The following is a 19,682-nucleotide window of genomic DNA, read 5'->3' on the forward strand; positions in this document are numbered from 1 at the left end:
TTTTATCTTATTAAGACTAAAGTGCCAATATATAAAAATCAATCAAAAGCCCCACAAATTTTTACAAATGCGATAAAGTAAAATTGATCATTGAGAGAAATTAAAATTTGTAGTTCAAAATAGATAAAGCTACGACAGGCGCAGTTTCGGTACGCAGAACACGTTCACCAATACACCAGTTCACAAATCCCTGAGTATTGGCAGCAGAGATTTCAGCCTCACTGAGTCCACCCTCTGGGCCAATGAGTAATGCCAAGTCTGGCGTTGCATTGTAAAGAACATCCACTTCATCTTTGTTTGGAGCCAACACGAGCTTGGTTTGAGGAAGTTCACTTTGCAACCAGTTTTCCAGTGACATCGGAGGGAGAATTTTTGGAACAATATTCAAACCACATTGTTCGCAGGCTGCCGTAGCAATAGCTTGCCAGTGATCGAGCTTTTTTTGGTCACGATCGTACTTGAGGCGCATTTCGCAGCGCTCAGAGGTTAAAAGCTGAATTTCTGAGACACCAAGTTCAACCGCTTTTTGAATGGCATAATCCATACGGTCGCCTTTACTCATGACCTGACCCAATAAAGCTTTGAATTTTGGCATGCGGTTGCTTGGGTTAAAGCTATTGACCTGTACAGTAGCTGACTTTTTGGCAACTTCTACAAGTTCAACTTCATATTCACCACCTTGCCCATTGAACAGGGTGGCTTTTTCACCGACTTGAGCACGTAATACCTTCACCCAATGATGAAAAACGGTTTCAGTTAACTCAACCGTGGAATCAACATTTAAGTCTGCTTTAATAAAAAAACGTGGCATTTAAGGATTACTCTCAAGTGGAACAAAACAAGACGGTATTTTTTTACGCCCCCTCTGTATTTCTCCCAAAGGGATAAATTAAGGAAGGAAAATACCGCCTCAAAACTTATGCAAGACCTAAGTCTTTTACAAGTTGACGTGTAGGGTCAGTGGTGTTCATGGTGTAGAAGTGCAGGCTTGGTGCACCGCCAGCAATCAGGCGTTCGCAAAGTTTAACGATCACTTCATGACCAAATGCTTTGATGGATGCAGCATCGTCACCATAAGTTGCCAATTGTTTACGAATCCAGCGTGGAATCTCTGCACCTGTACCATCGGCAAAGCGGATTAAATTGCTGGCATTGGTAATTGGCATAATGCCCGGTGCAACAGGAATATTCACCCCTTCTTTTTGGATACGTTCTACAAAGTAGAAGTACGCATCTGGATTAAAGAAGAACTGTGTAAGTGCAGCATTGGCACCAGCACGGGCTTTTTCGCAGAAACGTTTGATATCAGCGTCAAAGTTGTCTGCTTGTGGATGCATTTCAGGGTAGGCTGCCACTTCAATATGGAAATGATCACCTGAATGTTCACGGATAAAACGAACCAAATCTTGCGCGTATGGTAATTCACCTAAACCGACTTGACCTGATGGTAAATCACCACGCAGTGCCACAATACGGTTGATACCCTGAGATTTATATAAATCCAGTAATTCTGCGATACGTTCTTTGCTATCACCAATACATGAAAGGTGAGGGGCAACTGGCGTCCCTTTACCATTGAAATCAGCCAATGTGGACAAGGTGCGTTCACGGGTTGAACCACCGGCACCATAAGTCACAGAGAAGAATTCTGGGTTTAACAATTGTAGTTCTTGATGAACTACTTTAAGTTTTTCCGCACCAGCATCAGTTTTGGTTGGGAAGAACTCAAAAGAAATAGGAATCTGTTTAGACATGTTTAAATCCTTTTTATAAATACTTTTTATTCACCCTCTCCCTGACCTCTCCCAAAGGGAGAGGAGTATTCATTACTGAATAACACAGGGTTTTGAATCAAATTATTTACATGTCATAAATAAAACCTGAGATGTAAATGACTTGAGAGTTTCACCCTCTCCCTATGGGAGAGGGATGGGGTGAGGGCTAATTAATATTTATAAGCGTCAGACTTAAACGGACCTTCAACAGCTACACCAAGGTAATCCGCTTGTTCTTGCGTTAACTGCGTTAACACACCACCAAAGCCTGCAACCATGGCTGCCGCAACTTCTTCATCTAATTTCTTAGGAAGAAGTTCAACGCGAATCGCTGCTTGTTTTTGATCTTCAGGTAGATCAGCAAATTTCTCAGCGAATAAATGCATTTGACCCAAGACTTGGTTAGCAAATGAACCGTCCATCACACGTGAAGGGTGACCTGTTGCATTACCAAGGTTCACCAGACGACCTTCAGAAAGAAGGATCAGGTAATCATTTTCGTTTTCTGAACGATACACTTGGTGTACTTGTGGCTTAACTTCAACCCACTTGTAACCACGTAAGTAGTTGGTGTCGATTTCAGTGTCGAAGTGACCGATGTTACATACCACAGCACCTGCTTTTAATGTATCAAGCATTGCAGCATCACATACGTGGTAGTTACCCGTCGTTGTTACGATCAAGTCAGTGTTTAAAAGAAGGTCAGCATTTACATCTTCTTTCTTACCTGTTTGCACGCCATTTTTGTATGGAGATACAACTTCGTAACCGTCCATACATGCTTGCATTGCACAGATTGGGTCGATTTCAGAAACACGTACAATCATGCCTTCTTGACGAAGCGATTGTGCAGAACCTTTACCTACGTCACCGTAACCAATGACAAGCGCACGACGACCAGATAACAACATATCTGTTGCACGTTTGATGGCATCGTTCAGTGAGTGACGGCAACCGTATTTGTTATCATTCTTAGATTTAGTTACTGAATCATTTACATTGATTGCAGGCACTTTAAGTGAACCGTCTTTCCACATTTCAAGCAGACGTTGAACACCAGTTGTTGTTTCTTCAGTAATACCGTGGATTTTCGCTAATACTTCTGGGTATTTTTCATGAACAAGTGCAGTTAAGTCACCGCCATCGTCCAGAATCATATTGGCATCCCAAGGTGTGCCGTTTACATTGATTTGTTGTTCAAGACACCACATGTATTCTTCTTCAGTTTCGCCTTTCCAGGCAAATACTGGAACACCAGACGCAGCAATGGCAGCAGCAGCGTGGTCTTGAGTTGAGAAGATGTTACAAGATGTCCAACGAACTTCAGCACCCAGTTCTACCAAAGTTTCGATAAGAACAGCTGTTTGGATTGTCATGTGGATACAACCCAAAATTTTAGCGCCAGCAAGTGGTTTAGCAGCAGAGTAACGCTTACGCAGACCCATTAGGGCTGGCATTTCAGCTTCTGCAAGTTTGATTTCTTTACGGCCGTAGTCAGCCAGTGAAATATCGGCAACTTTATAATCTGTAAATGAAGCATTAACCGCGTTCATCACGATCTCCTTATAAAAAACAATAATTGATCATTCAGTTCGCGGATGCCGTTGTTGGTCTGTCTAGAAAAAGATGGACCGATCGTCGAGCCTGGCGCTTTTACATTTCGTACCTGTAAAACGTCGCAGCATCCCTCGACTAGCGGGGTATTGTACTTGGAAATTAATTTGGTTCCAATCCGAAATTGTTTAATATCTGACTAATAAGAAAATTTTGAGATTAAACTATGACGGACAATGAAAAGTATTCAATTAAAGAATGGGTTGAAATTAAAGATAACTATAGGCATAGCAATTTAATTATTGGAAATGGTGCTAGTATTACTTTGCACTCTAAATTTGGGTTTAGCTCATTAAAAGCAGAAGCTGAGAAATTAAAACTTTTCAGTGAAGATATATCTAAACTTTTTGTTGAATTTGATACATGTGATTTTGAGCTAATCTTGAGATTAGTTTGGCATGCAAAGTTGGTAAATAAACATTTGGGAATAGTAGATCCGAAAATTGATTCAGCATATGAGAATATCAAACAAGCACTGATCGAAGTTGTTAAAGAGGTTCATTGTGAACATGCTCAAATAGTTAAGCAATTACCTATTCTTTATAAGTTTACCAAGCAATTTTCTACTATCGTTTCACTTAATTATGATCTTATTTTACATTGGATAAGAATGTATGGAAATGAAAAAAATAATGATGGTCATGTATTTAAAGATGGATTTAAGAATGAAGGGATTATATTTGATCGATGGGATTATTTGAAAACGCCATATTACAGAAGACCTTATGAAAAGGAAATTACTAGAACCTTTTATCAGCATGGTAATCTAACGTTATTTCGCTATGCAAATAAAGTTGAACGTAAAGTGAAAAGAAAGGATCAATCGGATCTATTAGAAATAATCGAAAAAAATTGGGTTGACGATAATATTCCTATTTTTGTTGCTGAAGGGACTAGTGTAAAAAAAATGGATGCAATCAGAGATAGTAATTATTTGAGTAAAGTCTTTTATGAAATTCTTCCTGAGTTTTTAGATGATGGTAAAAATCTAGTCATTTATGGTTGGGGGTTAGGAGAGCAAGAGCACCATTTAGTTAAACAAATCTTTAAAAACAAAGCTGATGGTAAAGTAGCAATTTCAGTTTTTAAAAATGATCAAGACTATTGTTATAGAGTAAAACAGCTAATAAATAAACTTAACTCAAAGATAGAAATAGAGTTTTTAACAGTGAAAGTTCAGGCTGTTGGAACAATCCATAAATAAAGCCCATCATCTGATGGGCTTCTTCTTTATTCTATTTCCTGCTCAGCTTCGTCTGCTTTTTGTGTCCAGTAATCTGCCTGTATGTCATCCGCTACAACACCAAGACCATTGGCATAAATAAAGGCAAGGTCACGCATGGCCTGAACTTCACCCCATTCAGCTGCCTGTTTCACCAGTGCAATAGATTTTTCGACATCTTTTTCAACCACATCACCACGACGATAAAAACCTGCCAGTTCTAAAGTCGCCGCTGGGTGTTTTTCGAAATTGGCTTTGCTGAGCCAGTAATAGGCTAACTCAAAGTGAGCTTTGGATTCTTCCGGGTCTTCCTCCGCAATTTCTTTGGCATAAACCGTATAACCTTCACCGAGCCAGTACATGGCTTCAACCAGACCGCCGTTCGCTGCTTTTAGTGCCCATTCTTCAGCCAGGATAATGTCATCTTCATGCTCGCTGTGCATATATAGTTCGGCAAGTTCAAATTGTGCTTCGGCATTGCCTGCCAGTGCGCGGTTTGCCAGAGTGGCAGGGGGAGAAACACGCTCGGTCATGTCAAAATCTCAAAAATCTTTGCATGTAGATTAAAAGGTTCAAAATAAAAAAGCCAATCCGAAGACTGGCTTTTTTATAAAAGAAATTAAATTGAGCTTAAAATACGCAAATTAGTCCAGAAATGAATGCAATGAGCACAAAGCCAATACTGATTATTTTAATTTTTAATTCAAAGTAAGTCAGGCTCAGGCCAACTACTAATGCTGAAAAAGTCAGACTACCTAGCCAATAGCTGACCATATTGCTGATCGTACCGCTAAACAGGCAAAAAATTAGCGCAATGATCAGCAGTCCCCAGCCAGCAAGTGTGGCTAGTCGGGTTTTGCCAGCATCCAGTTCTTTGCCAAATATCTGTTTTTGATGTTTAGACATTGAAGCCGCCAGTGCAATAAAGCCCAGTGCAGATACAGACCAGATGAATAAGAAGAACATCATACTTCAGTCTCCACAGCTGTAGTCTTAGCTTTTTTAGAAGGCAAGCCTTGGTGATTTTTCACTTTCTTAAAGGTAAGCCAGAACACAACAGCTAGTAGCCACATAGCCAGGTCAAAGCTTGCAATAACCCATTGACCATTCGCTATAGTATTCCAGATTGGCTGTCCACCAGTCAGGACATTTATGACCGGAAGCAGGGCAAATAAAGCAGTTGCCAGTGCCAGCAGCTCTAACCAGGCCTGACGATGCGTCCGGATCATGGCATAGAAGAAAGTCAGCACCCATACTATAAAAAAGGTACGGATTTCCCAGTTGGTACGCATTTCCAGTTCCACCGGAATAAAACGATTGGCATAGAAGTAAGCAGCACAGGCAATAGGTAGACCGATAATTGCTGCGATATTAGTCACTTCTACCGTACGATAACCAAAAGATTTATAGCCCTGTTTCTGCTGTTGCGGTGCACGTTTCACACACCATAGAATCAGACCAGTAGCGATCATCAATGTGCCGACAATACCAGACAGAAACAGTAACCAGCGCAGGGCGAGATCCACACCGCGTGCTTCATGCAGTGAAGTCACCACGTTATAGATGCCATTCGCGACTGAGGGTGTTTTTAGTTCAGTTTGATCCAGTTTGAGCGCACCGGTTACGCCGTTGAATTCCAGACTTGGGTACACGCTACGATAGGCAACACTGATACCATTCAGAGCACGTAATTCGATTTCAGCTTGGCTGGTATTTGGCCGAATAATGGTGATGGTACCAACCGGATTGTTATTCCATTCTTTGTCCGCAGCTGCCAGAACCGGTGCCAGATCGGTTAAAGGCGCTGGACGGGCAGAGGAATTTTCGTCACGAGATCGACGTGCTTCACCGCGACCTGCCATTTCACCTCGTTCGCCACGACCTGCACGAGATTCAGCTTCCTGACTATTATTCTGAACTAAAGTTTTACGTTGATCTTGGAGGAAAGCACCACGATTTTCATAAATCTGGTTTACGCCCCAAGGCATGATGGTAAATAACAGCAGCAATAAGCCACTGAATGTAATCATAATATGGAAAGGAAGTGCAAATACCGCGGTTGCATTGTGTGCATCTAGCCATGAACGTTGTCCTTTACCTGGGCGGAAGGTAAAGAAATCCTTAAAGATTTTCTTATGGGTAATAATCCCGCTGATAATTCCCACCATCATCAGTAAAGTCGCAATCCCGACAATCCAGCGTGCCCACATACGTGGCATGCCATATAACTCAAAATGAAAACGGTACAGGAAACCACCACCACGGGTTTCGCGTGCTTCTAGTACTTCACCGGTTGCACTGTCCAAAGTAATTCGTGTGCCGCCGCGGCGTGCACGAGGATCTTCACCAGCGCCACGGATATTGAGCGTAGTATAGTTCTGACGAGCATGCGGTAGCTGAATGGCCCAGCTACCCGCATCAGGATGATTTTTCTGTAAATAGGCGAGTGCCACCCGGGTCTGTTCAATCTGGGTGGCTTGCGGAACAGACTGGTGCAACTCTGGTTTCATCCAGATGGTAATTTCATTCTGGAAAAAACTTAATGTACCTGTCAGAAAAATCGCATAAAGCAGCCAGCCCAAGATTAAACTGGCCCAAGTATGCAGCCATGACATGGACTGGCGTGGACCTTCCGGTTTTGCATCTGGTCTCATCTTATTTCCCTAAAAACTGGTAAGCGATATAGAACAACCCAGCTGGAACCAAAATGCCCAGCGTCGCTTTTAGGGTTTTATTGACTATAAATACCCAGATGAAAGCCCCTGTCTGTAAAAGAAAAGCGATCATGGTGGCGGACATGGCAGCGCTACTTTGATACTCACTAAAGTACTGAGCAATAGCCATAGCTGCAAAAGTGGCTAAAGCATATCCGCCTAAAGCAGCGAGTATGAAACGGTAAAAAATCATAAAGCGATAAGCCGTGAGTTTGGGCTGCACTTTCTTTTTAGATCGGATGACTGGATTCGGGACAGCTAATTTTTCAGTAGCTGTAAGATCCATATGAGGACTGCTGGTCATTGAAAATACTGTCTATTTAATTGTGGGAATTTCATTAATGCGAATGATAACAATTATTGTTTATATTTCAAATAACTATTTTTAAAGATCTTTTAAATAATTAAAATGAAGTGTGAGTTTAAGCAGTGTAAATAGGGGGATAAATAGATTGTGAAGCACAGCATGGGAACCCAATACTGAAAATAAAAACAGCGGCTCGAAGGCCGCTGTTTTATTAAAAATACTTAAGTCTTAGCTTTCTTGCTGGATACCCGCAACCAGCCAGTCCTGGCTAGAACCTGCAGGTTTTACAAAGTGCCAAACTTCAGAAAATGGCTGTGGCAGACTGTTCAGGTCTTCACTTACTGTACCGGTAAAGCGTACGCTCACCACGTATTGACCATTTTCATTTGATGAATCTACAACCATGGCATTCAGATTAGAGAACTCAGCAACGTCCTGATCCTGATTCGCCATAATGTCGTTATACATAGACTGATACAGGTCAGGTGTCAGATAACGCTGAATTTCTGAAATGTTGCTCGCCGTATTCATAGACTGAATATGGTTAAAACGCTGACGCGCAACACGCAAGAAGGCAGCAGGTTCAGTACCATCAGGAAGCTGACTACCGCTTTGAGTATAAGCAGTACCAAACGGCGCGTTATTTACCGGAGCAGAACCAAATGGGGCATTATTGCCTGGTGTTTGACCACCGACATTCTGACCAAAGATATTGGTAGTATCACCACCGCGAGGTGCAGCAGGTGCTTGACCAAATGGTGCTGACGAACCGGCACCATTGTTTGGAGCGAATGGATTGCTAGTAGTTACTTTTTTTTTTGCGCCCATCTTACGGAAAATGAAGAAGGCAACAGCTGCAGCAAGTAAGATCCAGATCCAGCCTGGGATACCACCTTGTTCTTCTTCTTGAACAGCTTCAACTTGTGCTTGAGATGCCGCGTTGTCATCTGCCAAAGCATTCGCTGCGACAGCACCAATCGCAGCACCCGCTACACCCGCTGCCACCATACCACCAACACCTGGACCAGATTTCTGCTGAGTTGCCGCACCTGCAGTCGGCGCCTGTTGTGCAGGAGCTGCCTGACGAGGTTGCTGATAAGTCTGAGTCGGCGCAGCAGAACGTTGCATACCATGGCTTTTACCACCACCGGCACGTTTTGCTTCAGCAGCTAGAGGCGCAACCAGTAATGCTGCAGTCAAGAAACCCGCGATCAAACCGCGCTGTCGAACTTCCATTCAATTTTCCTATGTAAAAATATATTTGAACACTCTATTTATATAGGCTTTACATGGAATTTCAATTAAAAAACTGTATTTTTTTACCGAAATTCCAAACTTAGTGCCACAAATTGAATCCTACAGTTCATCACTCAAAGTCATGGCTTCACTGAGGGCTTCATGCAGACGGGCAACCGCAATAAAGCGTACGCCCGGAATTTCTTTCTGCGGGGCATTGGCACGCGGCAGGATAATATATTTAAAACCATGCTTGATGGCTTCTTTGAGACGCTCCTGACCATTGGGTACCGGACGGATTTCTCCTGATAGACCAACTTCACCAAACACAGCCAGTTGCTGCGGCAGAGCTTTACCACGGATACTCGATGCACAGGCAAGTAGAACTGCCAGATCAGAACCCGTTTCGGTAATCTTTAAACCACCGACGATATTGACATAGACATCCTGACCAGAGGTTTGTACGCCGCCATGACGATGCATTACGGCTAACAGCATATTCAGACGGTTTTGTTCCAGACCTAACGCTACACGACGCGGTTGACCATGCGCATCATCGACCAGTGCCTGAACTTCAACTAGCAGTGGACGTGTACCTTCACGGCTGATCATCACAATTGAACCAGGTATGGCTTCATCATAACGACTCAGAAAAATGGCAGACGGGTTGGAGACTTCACGCAGACCTTTATCGGTCATGCCGAATACACCAAGTTCATTCACTGCACCGAAACGGTTTTTTACTGCACGGATCATTCGATAACGCGAATCTGACTGACCTTCAAAATATAGAACGCAGTCCACCATATGTTCCAGCACACGCGGACCTGCGAGTGCACCTTCTTTGGTGACATGGCCGACAATAAACAAGGCAGTTCCGCTATTTTTGGCAAAACGGGTCAGGAGCGCTGCTGATTCACGAATCTGTGATACACCACCCGGTGCAGACTGCAAGGTTTCAGTATAAAGCGTTTGAATCGAGTCGAGGATTGCAACCGCTGGTCGTTCCTGTGCCAGTACTTCACAAATGCGTTCCACACAGGTTTCTGCCATGACTTTAAGATGTTCAGTTGGCAAGTCTAGACGCTGGGCCCGTAATGCCACCTGAGATAAAGATTCTTCACCTGTCACATAGAGTGCGGAACTGTTACCCGCGGCCATATGTGTGGCAGTTTGTAGCAGAATAGTCGATTTACCAATCCCTGGATCACCACCAATCAACACAACGGAACCTGTCACCAGACCACCACCCAGAACCCGGTCGAATTCTCCAATTCCGGTCGGCATGCGACTTTCATGTGAAACGGAAACTTTATTAAGCGTGGTAATCGCAGCGGCCTGACCAGCATAGCCGCCAATTTTAGGCTGGGCACGATGAGTCACCGCAGGTGCAATGTTGACTTCCAGCAAGCTGTTCCACTCACCACATTCAGCGCACTGACCAGACCATTTAGGATGGTCTGCACCACATTGCTCACAACGATAGACACTTTTTGCTTTAGCCATAGTTTCCGAAAAACAAGATTGGGAATAGGGCTACAGCATAGCGGTGAATGCCACTGAAAACCAAGATCTTCACCTGAAAAATTCGCTGTTTTACGTCAGCGTGTGACGTATCTGCATCTGCTACTCTACATGAGCATCAAATACACCCTATAATGACCTTAATCATCACGGGAACAGGAAACCAAACATGCCACAACATATGCAACATATTGATGCAATCGCACGTGAAAAAGACCGTGATGTATTATTTGTACATTTTGAAAATTATGAACATGTAAATGCAGATGCTGACTCCTATCACCTGCGCCAGAATCTGATGGAGTGGCTGGAGCAACGCCAAATTGCTTTTGCACCATGTATGGGGATTGAACAACCCGGTATGATTGAAAGCTATTCAGGTGATCTTTATATCGATGTGCCATTTGATGAAGCCAACCCGATCTATCAAATGCTGAGTGACTATCTGGAAGATAGCGAAGGAGAAATGAAAATTCCTGGCGTACTATTTTTTGTCTTATCTTTGGAAACTGCGCTTGAGATTAAAGCAGATCGTGAGGAATTTCTGAATCTTAATCAAAATCATGATGACGATGAATTTTCAGGTCGTCTGAACTGATTTTGTTTAGAACACTGGGACCGTAAAAAAAAGCCACTTTTACAGTGGCTTTTTTCTTTAGGGCTTTAGATTATATTAATAAAGCTCACCAGACTTGCGTCGGGCAATAAAGTCTTTCGATTCTTTGGCAATCACACCTGAAAGCAGTAACAAGCCGATCAAGTTTGGAATCGCCATCAGACCGTTGAAAGTATCGGCAAATAGCCAGACCAGATCTAGTGTAGCTATACAGCCAATGAATACGGTAGCAATGTAAATAATGCGATAAGGCAAAACAAACTTTTCACCGAGTAGGTAAGTCGCACATTTTTCGCCGTAGTAGCTCCAGCCTAGAATAGTGGAGTAGGCAAAGAAGATAATGCCGAAAGTCACGACCCAACCACCAACGCCTGGTAACAGTTTGTCGAATACACCGATGGTCAGTACCGCACCAGTTTGACCACCAAAATCATTGCCCGCCATGATAAAGCCCATCACCAGCACAATACCGGTAATCGAACAGACAATAATGGTATCAATAAAAGTACCGGTCATCGATACCAGACCCTGACGAGCCGGGTGATCCGTTTTTGCTGCAGCGGCGGCAATCGGTGCTGAACCCATACCGGCTTCATTCGAGAATACACCACGTGCCACACCGTAGCGAATCGCTGCACCAATAGCGCCACCAACTGCTGCTTCACCGGTGAATGCATAGGTAAAGATCATTTTCAGGGCAGGGCCAACCAGCTCCAGATTGTTAAAAATAATGATCAGACCGCCCGCGACATAACCAATCGCCATGATCGGTACAATAAAGGAAGAAGCTCTGGCAATGGATTTAATCCCGCCTAGAATCACCAGTGCAGAAAAGGCTGTGATGATCACGCCTGTAATCCAGGTTTCCAGACCAAAACCATTTTCAACGGCCAGTGCTACAGTATTAGACTGCACCGAGCTGCCGATCCCGAAAGAGGCAACAGCACCAAAAAATGCGAAAATTAAGGCTAGCCATTTCCATTTCAGGCCGCGTTCGATGTAATACATCGGACCGCCAGACATTTCACCTTTCTCATTTTTTACTCGGTATTTTACCGCCAGAACGCCTTCGCCATATTTGGTCGCCATACCGAACAGGGCAGTCATCCACATCCAGAAAACGGCACCTGGGCCACCCAAGACACAGGCAGTTGCCACGCCTGCAATATTACCGGTACCAATGGTGGCAGAAAGGGCGGTCATGAGTGAGCTAAACTGGGAAATATCGCCTTCGTGGGAAGGGTGTTTGCCAAAAACCTGTTTAAAGGCCAGTGGCAACATACGGAATTGCCAGAAAAGTAATCGGAAAGTAAGGAATACACCAGTACCGACAATCAGTACCAGCATATATGGACCCCAGACCCAACCACTGAGGGTTTCCATGATGCTTTGTAAATTTTGCATAAAGTTCTTCTTATTCGTCCTGAGTATCAGTTTAAAGTTCACTTAATTTTAATCAAGCAAATGACATGCCAGACGTGCTCATCCTCAGCACTATTCACGACATTTTTATAGGTTTATTTTTTACACAGTTTCGGAACTTTTACAACAAATATGCAGGAAATTTATCCAGAGCTTCTACGACTAAAGAGAACCTATTCGTTATATAAGAAAAATAAATTAACTTTTAAGATTAAGTGGAAAATACAAATGATGCGAATTTTCTTTTTGTATTCCCCCTTTTTTGCGTTAATTTGTCGCGATTAGACATCGAAGTTGAAAAATAATGTCAGGTCATCATACTGGTTCGCCGTCCGAAAACGGCGAGCTGCAGCGTAGTTTATCCAATCGACACCTGCAGCTGATTGCGATTGGAGGTGCTATTGGTACCGGCCTGTTTATGGGCTCAGGTAAAACCATTAGTCTGGCAGGGCCTTCGATTCTGGTGATCTATATGATCATCGGTTTCATGGTATTTCTCGTGATGCGTGCATTGGGCGAGTTATTACTGTCAAATTTACAATATAAGTCATTTATCGATTTCTCTACGGATCTGATCGGACCATGGGCAGGCTATTTTGTCGGCTGGACCTACTGGTTATGCTGGATTACGATCGGAATCGCTGACCTGTCTGCGATTATTTATTATTTACAGTTTTTTAATAATGGTCTCCCATTTACCCCAGGCGAAGGGGTATTAATCAGTATCGCCTCTATTGTCTTTATCATGGGGCTGAATCTGGCCACCGTGAAGCTCTTTGGTGAAATGGAATTCTGGTTCGCCCTGATCAAAATTATTGCGATTGTAGTACTGATTGCGGTTGGTCTGTGGATGATTTTCACCGGCTTTACCAATGATGCCGGTACGGTCGCATCCTTTGCGCACATTTGGGATCATGGTGGTTTGTTCCCGACGGGTGCTATGGGTTTCTTGGCTGGTTTCCAGATTGCGATTTTTGCCTTTGTGGGTGTTGAGCTTGTAGGTACCACGGCTGCCGAAACCAAAGACCCGGAGCGTAACCTGCCAAAAGCGGTGAACTCGATTCCGATCCGTATCATTATTTTCTATGTACTTGCTCTAGTCATTGTAATGTCTGTGACGCCATGGGATCAGATTAATCCAAGTGTTTCTCCGTTTGTGAATCTGTTTAGCCAAGCCGGTATTGCAGCTGCTGCGATCATCATGAACCTGGTGGTGTTGTCCTCGGTGATGTCATCGATGAACAGTGGGGTATTCTCGACCAGCCGTATGCTGTTCGGTCTGTCGCGTGAAGAACAGGCACCGAAAGCTTTCGGTCGTTTGAACCCGCGTGCTGTACCTGCTAATGCTCTGTATTTCTCTGCAGTCTGCTTATTATTAGGCGCGGCATTACAGTATTTTGTACCGAATACTGTTGAAGCCTTTACATTGGCGACAACATTATCAACCATCCTGTTTATCTGTGTATGGCTGATGATTATCTGGAGTTACATGATTTATTACCGTACCCGTCCAGAGCTACATGCCAAATCAGTATTTAAGCTACCAGGTGGTTTGGTGACTTGCTGGATCGTGATTATTTTCTTTGTCGGCATGATTGGTGTGCTGGCATTAGAAGATGATACTCGCCGTGCCTTGATGGTCAGTCCGATCTGGTTTGTTCTACTGATTTTGGGCTATTTAGGCTTCTATAAACAGAAACATAAATAATCCATATCAATAAAAACGTCAGCGATCTGCTGGCGTTTTTTTTTGTCTAAAGATACTCTCTAGCGTTTAACGCTTTGGTCATGGCGAATGATCGCGTTATACTCATCGAAACTATTCAATTAGGTGGTCAGATGCGCCAAGTCATTTGCTACATCAGTATCTTAGCAGCAGGTCTTGCTCTTGCAGGTTGTGGTCAGTCAGGTGCCTTGCACTTGCCAAATGATCCGGATTACGACAAGCGTGCCAAGTATCTGCTCTATAAAAATACCGAAGCTGAGTCTAAAACTTCCGATGAAGAACGAGATGCCCCTGTGCAACAACAGTTTGCTGCGCCCGAAACATCAGATTCAACCATTACACCTTAACGCTTTCAAAGAAAGGATACCTTCATGAGTTTCACCCGTATTAATGGGGTATTGCATGCCGAGCAATGTTCACTGCAACAGCTGGCAGAGCAATTTGGCACACCACTCTATGTTTATTCAAAGGCGACTTTTGAAAAGCATTATCTGGACATGGACCGTGCATTTGACTTTATTGATCACCAAATCTGTTTTGCCGTGAAGTCAAACTCCAATCTTGCGGTATTGAATGTATTGGCAAAACAAGGGGCAGGTTTTGATATCGTCACGGGCGGAGAGCTGGCACGTGTACTGAAAGCGGGTGGTGAACCTTCTAAAATCGTATTTTCGGGTCTAGGTAAATCAGAAGCGGACATCAAGAAAGCGCTAGAAGTTGGTATTGCCTGCTTTAACGTAGAATCTTATGCCGAGCTGGATCGTATTCAGAAAGTTGCGGCGGAACTGGGTGTAAAAGCGCCGATCTCACTGCGTGTAAATCCGGATGTAGATGCGAAAACTCATCCCTACATTTCAACGGGGCTGAAAGAAAATAAATTCGGCATTCCATCGGATAGCGTATTTGAAACTTATCAGTATGCAGCATCTTTAGCCAACTTGGATGTCGTTGGAATTGACTGCCATATCGGTTCACAGCTGACTGAAACCCAGCCTTTTGTAGATGCGCTGGATCGTGTCATCGTGATGATCGACCAGTTAAAAGAGATGGGCATTCACCTCAAACATATCGATATCGGTGGTGGTTTAGGGGTGACTTATAAAGATGAGACACCACCATCTGTTCAAGAATATGCCAATGCGTTGCGTCCGGCTTTAGAAAAGCTGGGCCTGAAAGTCTATATGGAACCGGGCCGTAGTATTTCTGCCAATGCAGGCGTGCTACTGACCAAAGTGGATCTGCTCAAACCGACCAATCATCGTAATTTTGCAATTATTGATGCGGCAATGAATGACCTGATTCGCCCAGCTTTATATGAAGCATGGATGGATATTCAGTCTGTGACACCGCGTAATGATGTCGAGACGAAAGAATGGGATTTGGTGGGTGCGATCTGTGAAACTGGCGATTTTCTCGGTAAAGAGCGTGAGCTTGCGATCAAGGAAAATGATGTGCTGGCAGTACTCGGTGCTGGTGCTTATGGTTTTGTGATGAGCTCGAATTACAATAGCCGTGGCCGTGCTGCTGAAGTGATGGTCGATGGTGCTCAAGGACATCTGATTCGCGAACGCGAAAAGATTGAATCACTGTGGGAACGTGAGCGTTTATTGCCTTAAGGAGACACAATAATGTTACTTGAATTTACCAAGATGCATGGTCTGGGCAATGACTTTATGGTGGTTGACCTGATCAGCCAGCGTGCTTATCTGGATACCCTGACTATTCAGCGTCTGGCAAATCGCAATTTTGGCATTGGGTTTGATCAGTTACTGATTGTAGAACCACCTGATGTTCCGAGTGCTGATTTTAAATACCGTATTTTCAATGCCGATGGTTCTGAAGTAGAACAATGCGGCAATGGCGTGCGCTGTTTTGCCCGTTTTGTGCATGAGCGTCAGCTGACGACGAAAACCAAAATCAAAGTACAGACCAAATCTGGCATTGTGGAACCTGAATTGGGCGCCAATGGCTGGGTACGCGTCAATATGGGCTATCCAAAATTCTTGCCTCAAGAAATTCCATTCCTAGCCGATGAACCGGATAACCTGTATGACATCGATCTGGCAGAGGGTGAAAAACTGACGATTGATGTAGTGAACATGGGTAATCCTCATGCAGTAACAGTCGTACCGGATGTGATTAATGCAGATGTAGCCCGTATTGGTCCACAAGTAGAATCGCATGCGCGTTTCCCGGCACGCGTCAATGCAGGCTTTATGCAGATCATTGATGAAAAGCATGCGCGTTTACGTGTGTATGAGCGTGGTGTAGGTGAAACACTGGCATGCGGTACGGGTGCTTGCGCAGCAGCAGTATCTGGTATGCGCCGTGGTCTACTTGCCAACAATGTCGAGATTGAACTGGCGGGCGGCAAGTTGCAGATTGAATGGGTCGAGGGGGATGTAGTCTGGATGACTGGTCCAACTGCAACTGTTTATGAAGGTCGCTTAGACTTACGTTATTTCCAAGCTTAATTTAAAAAGCCCTGAAGAGTCAGGGCTTTTTAAATTAAGCCGAATAAATTATTCCTGCATTATTTGATAGACTGATGTTTTTCAGACTCAACAGCCAAGGAGGATAGAATGCAGCTTGATCCACAGCAATTGTTATCCATATGGCTCAAAGAACGTGAAATCCAGAACCAGTCCAAACATACTTTGCAGGCGTATGAACGTGATGTTTCGGACTTTCTGAATTTTTGTCAGCGTCATGCTTTAGCACTTGGAGATGTTGAATCAACAGATTTACGCCAGTTTATGGCGGAAAAAGTTGAACAACAGGGCCTAAGTTCCAGCAGTCTGCAGCGGCTACTTTCAGCAATTCGCCAGTTTATGAAATGGGCTGAACAGGCACAGCATGTCAGTTTTAATCCGGCAGATGATTTCCAGCTGAAAAGACAATCCAGACCTTTGCCCGGTATGGTTGATATTGAAACCATTCATCAGATTCTGGATCAGTCTGAACCTGAAGGTGAGGTGCAGCAGCAGATGTGGAAGCGTGATAAGGCAATTCTGGAACTGCTTTACTCCAGTGGGCTACGTCTGGCTGAGGTACAAGGCCTCAGAATTAAAGATATTGACTTCAACCGTCAGCTGCTTCGCATTACGGGTAAGGGGAATAAAACCCGTATCGTGCCATTTGGTTCCAAAGCCAAAGACAGTGTCATGGCGTGGTTACAGATTTATCCGCTATGGCATGGTGATTTTGTGCCAGAAGCACATGTCTTTATCACTCAGAAGGGTAATCCGCTAGGAGCAAGGCAGATTGAAAATCGGGTCAAGCTTCAGGCGCAACGGGCAGGCGTCAATGTTGACCTGCATCCGCATTTACTGCGTCACTGTTTTGCCAGTCATATGTTATCCAATAGCCGAGACTTGCGTGCAGTACAGGAAATGCTGGGACATAGTAATCTGACCACAACCCAAATTTATACTCATGTCGATTTTGATCATCTGGCGCAGATTTATGATCAGGCACACCCAAGGGCACAACATAAAAAGGAGGCTTAGCCTCCTTTTTATTTAAGTTATATAAATTAGTAAACTGCTGCACTTAATGCTGGTGTATGTGTAGGTGTAACACGAGCTGGATTTACTTTCTCAAAAGCAGTCGCAATATTGAATAATGTTGGTTCATCAAATTCACGTCCGATAAATTCGATATTAACATTTAATGGATAAGCACTACGACGCTCATAATTCACAGTTCCGGCTGGTATAGATAATGCTGGGAATCCACTGAATGGACTTAAGCGGTTGTTACTACCTGTTGTTGGGCTGCCACCTAAATTGCCAACAAATCCTGTGATTGATGGATACGCAAGTGCATCATAACGTGGACCTTTAGGCGTACCATCTAAGGTACGGTTGCCTAAAGCAGTATTTAAACGTAATCGAACATAAGGTGCACGGAAGGTAGTATTGTTGTAATAGCGATTGATAAATGTCTCACTGTTCGGATCTGTATTGTAACCTTGGAAACTAGAAATCATCTTACCGTTATTTAAAAGTTCATCATATGACTTGAAAGCAGTAGTAGCTGTAGATAAATAATCAGTTAATGCTTGCTTGAATTCTACTCCTGAAAGACTTCTAAAAGTTTCTGTGAAACCTTTATCATTCATAACAGCTGTACTTCCTATGATTGTTTTGAAATCTGAAACTTCTATTTCCTCAACAATTGCACCTTCTTCACGCATCTTTGCAGCCGCTTTAGCAATAATATCTTTAACTAGTGCACCTTCTTCACTATTTGCATAAGTATCTTTAATTAAACCAATACGTTTACCTTCTAAAGATGCTCCAGTAGGAACGTAGGTTTCTGGCGGGTTAATTAATGCACGATATGCTGTTTCTGATGCTAGTAGTGGTGCATCATGTGCAAAATCACTACGTTGGTTAGAGCTTGGTGATGAATCATAACCAACCATTGCATTGAATAATTTTGCACAATCAACCGTTTGACGACACATTGGGCCTGCTGTGTCTTGAGTAGGAGCCAGTGGAATAATTCCATCTAAGCTTAGCAGGCGAAGTGATGGGCGTAAGCCAACAAGACCTTGTACAGATGAAGGTACACGAATCGACCCACCTGTATCTGTCCCTATACCAACGGTTGCTAAGCTAGCAGAAATGGCAGCACCCGTACCTGATGATGATCCGCCTGGGCCTTTTGTTAAATCATAAACGTTTTTAGCCTGACCACCTACTGTAGACTTACCCCCAAAACCAAAAGCAAACTCATCCAGATTAGCTTTCCCGATAATTAAGCCACCCTTTTCTTTAATATTTTTAATAATATATGCATCATCAGGTGGGAAATTATCAAGTAATGCAGAAGATCCCGCAGTATTGGCCATATTTACAACATCAATATTATCTTTAGCTAAGACAGTTACGCAGTGTAAATCGCCCTTAAATTTACCATTTTTATTATAATATTCATCTAATTCGGCGGCTTCTTCTAAAGCATAAGGATTGACCGAAATAACACTGTTAAGAGTAGGGCCTTGTACATCATAAGCTTCTATTCGTTCAAGATAACTTTGCACAACATCAACACATGTTGCCCCTTTGGTTTTAATGGAGGTGTGTAAGTCCTCAATAGTTGCTTCAACTGGCTCAAATGGAACAGGTTCTACCTGTGGGGCAAAATTAGCAGCTTTTTTTGAATCATTGTCGTCATTACATGCAGTGAGTAATGCTGTAAGAGAGATACATAAGAGCGTTTTAGATACTGTATGCATTTAATTATTCACCTGGTTATAGAAAAGTACCAGGGATGAATTGCAAATCATGTGCCACTATTTATGTAAATAAGAAAGTAGATAAAATAAGACTTTTAAATAAATTAACTATTTAGACAAATGAAGAAGTTGCTTGAAACTAGTGCAATTTAAAGTAATATTGGCGATAAATGTAACAAAATAGAGATATTACTAAATATTATAAATGTTGGTTCTATATGATTTGCATTGCTCAATAAAGAAAAATATTCTTAGATTTTATTGAAAAAGAGATAGCTAGA

Annotated in this window: 18 protein-coding genes; 7 read left to right on the forward strand and 11 right to left on the reverse strand. The window is 43.2% G+C overall.

The window, feature by feature from the left end; translation table 11 throughout:
* Positions 1 to 100 precede the first annotated feature (100 nt).
* From F955_RS05215 to ahcY, 3 genes are all read right to left on the reverse strand, one after another.
* Positions 101 to 811 carry a 16S rRNA (uracil(1498)-N(3))-methyltransferase gene (locus F955_RS05215; RefSeq protein ID WP_004892073.1) on the reverse strand — a complete coding sequence of 237 codons (711 nt, stop codon included), beginning with the start codon at positions 809 to 811 and terminating at the stop codon, positions 101 to 103.
* Positions 812 to 917: 106 nt separating this feature from the next.
* On the reverse strand, positions 918 to 1,754 hold the full coding sequence (gene metF / locus F955_RS05220) for a methylenetetrahydrofolate reductase [NAD(P)H] (protein ID WP_004892076.1): 837 nt from the start codon (positions 1,752 to 1,754) through the stop codon (positions 918 to 920).
* A gap of 191 nt (positions 1,755 to 1,945) precedes the next feature.
* Entirely contained in the window at positions 1,946 to 3,328 is a 1,383-nt protein-coding gene (gene ahcY / locus F955_RS05225; protein WP_004814998.1) for an adenosylhomocysteinase, read from the reverse strand.
* A 227-nt stretch (positions 3,329 to 3,555) separates the two neighbouring features.
* Here ahcY and F955_RS05230 point away from each other — a divergent pair, with 227 nt between their 5' ends.
* The gene (locus F955_RS05230; RefSeq protein ID WP_004892078.1) at positions 3,556 to 4,593 is read left to right on the forward strand and encodes a DUF4917 family protein; all 1,038 of its coding nucleotides are present in this window, start codon (positions 3,556 to 3,558) and stop codon (positions 4,591 to 4,593) included.
* A gap of 26 nt (positions 4,594 to 4,619) precedes the next feature.
* On the opposite strand, the gene F955_RS05235 is transcribed toward F955_RS05230, so the two are convergent.
* The 6 genes from F955_RS05235 to radA form a co-directional block, all read right to left on the reverse strand.
* On the reverse strand, positions 4,620 to 5,144 hold the full coding sequence (locus tag F955_RS05235) for a tetratricopeptide repeat protein (RefSeq protein WP_004892081.1): 525 nt from the start codon (positions 5,142 to 5,144) through the stop codon (positions 4,620 to 4,622).
* Between the two features lie 97 nt (positions 5,145 to 5,241).
* Entirely contained in the window at positions 5,242 to 5,580 is a 339-nt protein-coding gene (locus F955_RS05240) for a DUF3325 domain-containing protein (RefSeq protein WP_004892084.1), read from the reverse strand.
* The gene (locus F955_RS05245; protein ID WP_004892087.1) at positions 5,577 to 7,265 is read right to left on the reverse strand and encodes a PepSY-associated TM helix domain-containing protein; all 1,689 of its coding nucleotides are present in this window, start codon (positions 7,263 to 7,265) and stop codon (positions 5,577 to 5,579) included. Before F955_RS05245 ends, F955_RS05240 begins: the two co-directional genes overlap by 4 nt.
* A gap of 1 nt (position 7,266) precedes the next feature.
* Positions 7,267 to 7,611: a hypothetical protein gene (locus F955_RS05250; RefSeq protein WP_004892091.1), complete on the reverse strand. Its 345-nt coding sequence runs from the start codon at positions 7,609 to 7,611 to the stop codon at positions 7,267 to 7,269.
* A 249-nt stretch (positions 7,612 to 7,860) separates the two neighbouring features.
* Positions 7,861 to 8,868, reverse strand: a complete 1,008-nt coding sequence (locus tag F955_RS05255; RefSeq protein WP_004892094.1) for a Tim44 domain-containing protein — start codon at positions 8,866 to 8,868, stop codon at positions 7,861 to 7,863.
* Positions 8,869 to 8,988: 120 nt separating this feature from the next.
* Positions 8,989 to 10,374, reverse strand: a complete 1,386-nt coding sequence (gene radA / locus F955_RS05260; protein ID WP_004815011.1) for a DNA repair protein RadA — start codon at positions 10,372 to 10,374, stop codon at positions 8,989 to 8,991.
* A gap of 187 nt (positions 10,375 to 10,561) precedes the next feature.
* Between radA and F955_RS05265 the strand changes: the two genes are divergently transcribed.
* On the forward strand, positions 10,562 to 10,990 hold the full coding sequence (locus F955_RS05265; protein ID WP_004892097.1) for a hypothetical protein: 429 nt from the start codon (positions 10,562 to 10,564) through the stop codon (positions 10,988 to 10,990).
* 75 nt (positions 10,991 to 11,065) lie between these two features.
* On the opposite strand, the gene F955_RS05270 is transcribed toward F955_RS05265, so the two are convergent.
* Entirely contained in the window at positions 11,066 to 12,412 is a 1,347-nt protein-coding gene (locus tag F955_RS05270) for an alanine/glycine:cation symporter family protein (protein WP_004815015.1), read from the reverse strand.
* 322 nt (positions 12,413 to 12,734) lie between these two features.
* On the opposite strand from F955_RS05270, the gene F955_RS05275 reads away from it, so the two are divergent.
* The 5 genes from F955_RS05275 (at position 12,735) to xerA (ending at position 17,665) form a co-directional block, all read left to right on the forward strand.
* A complete protein-coding gene (locus F955_RS05275; RefSeq protein WP_004815018.1) occupies positions 12,735 to 14,138 on the forward strand; it encodes an amino acid permease in 1,404 nt (467 codons plus the stop codon).
* A gap of 131 nt (positions 14,139 to 14,269) precedes the next feature.
* Positions 14,270 to 14,503: an LPS translocon maturation chaperone LptM gene (gene lptM / locus F955_RS05280; protein ID WP_026056785.1), complete on the forward strand. Its 234-nt coding sequence runs from the start codon at positions 14,270 to 14,272 to the stop codon at positions 14,501 to 14,503.
* Positions 14,504 to 14,527: 24 nt separating this feature from the next.
* Positions 14,528 to 15,772 carry a diaminopimelate decarboxylase gene (gene lysA, locus F955_RS05285; RefSeq protein WP_004892101.1) on the forward strand — a complete coding sequence of 415 codons (1,245 nt, stop codon included), beginning with the start codon at positions 14,528 to 14,530 and terminating at the stop codon, positions 15,770 to 15,772.
* A gap of 12 nt (positions 15,773 to 15,784) precedes the next feature.
* A complete protein-coding gene (dapF, locus tag F955_RS05290) occupies positions 15,785 to 16,630 on the forward strand; it encodes a diaminopimelate epimerase (protein WP_004815025.1) in 846 nt (281 codons plus the stop codon).
* Positions 16,631 to 16,738: 108 nt separating this feature from the next.
* The gene (gene xerA / locus F955_RS05295; protein ID WP_004892105.1) at positions 16,739 to 17,665 is read left to right on the forward strand and encodes a site-specific tyrosine recombinase/integron integrase; all 927 of its coding nucleotides are present in this window, start codon (positions 16,739 to 16,741) and stop codon (positions 17,663 to 17,665) included.
* A gap of 26 nt (positions 17,666 to 17,691) precedes the next feature.
* Here the strand turns inward: xerA and F955_RS05300 are convergent, their stop codons facing one another.
* The gene (locus F955_RS05300; RefSeq protein ID WP_004815030.1) at positions 17,692 to 19,401 is read right to left on the reverse strand and encodes an amidase family protein; all 1,710 of its coding nucleotides are present in this window, start codon (positions 19,399 to 19,401) and stop codon (positions 17,692 to 17,694) included.
* Between the last annotated feature and the right edge of the window lie 281 nt (positions 19,402 to 19,682).

Source organism: Acinetobacter schindleri CIP 107287 (assembly GCF_000368625.1).
Taxonomy (GTDB): Bacteria; Pseudomonadota; Gammaproteobacteria; order Pseudomonadales; family Moraxellaceae; genus Acinetobacter; species Acinetobacter schindleri.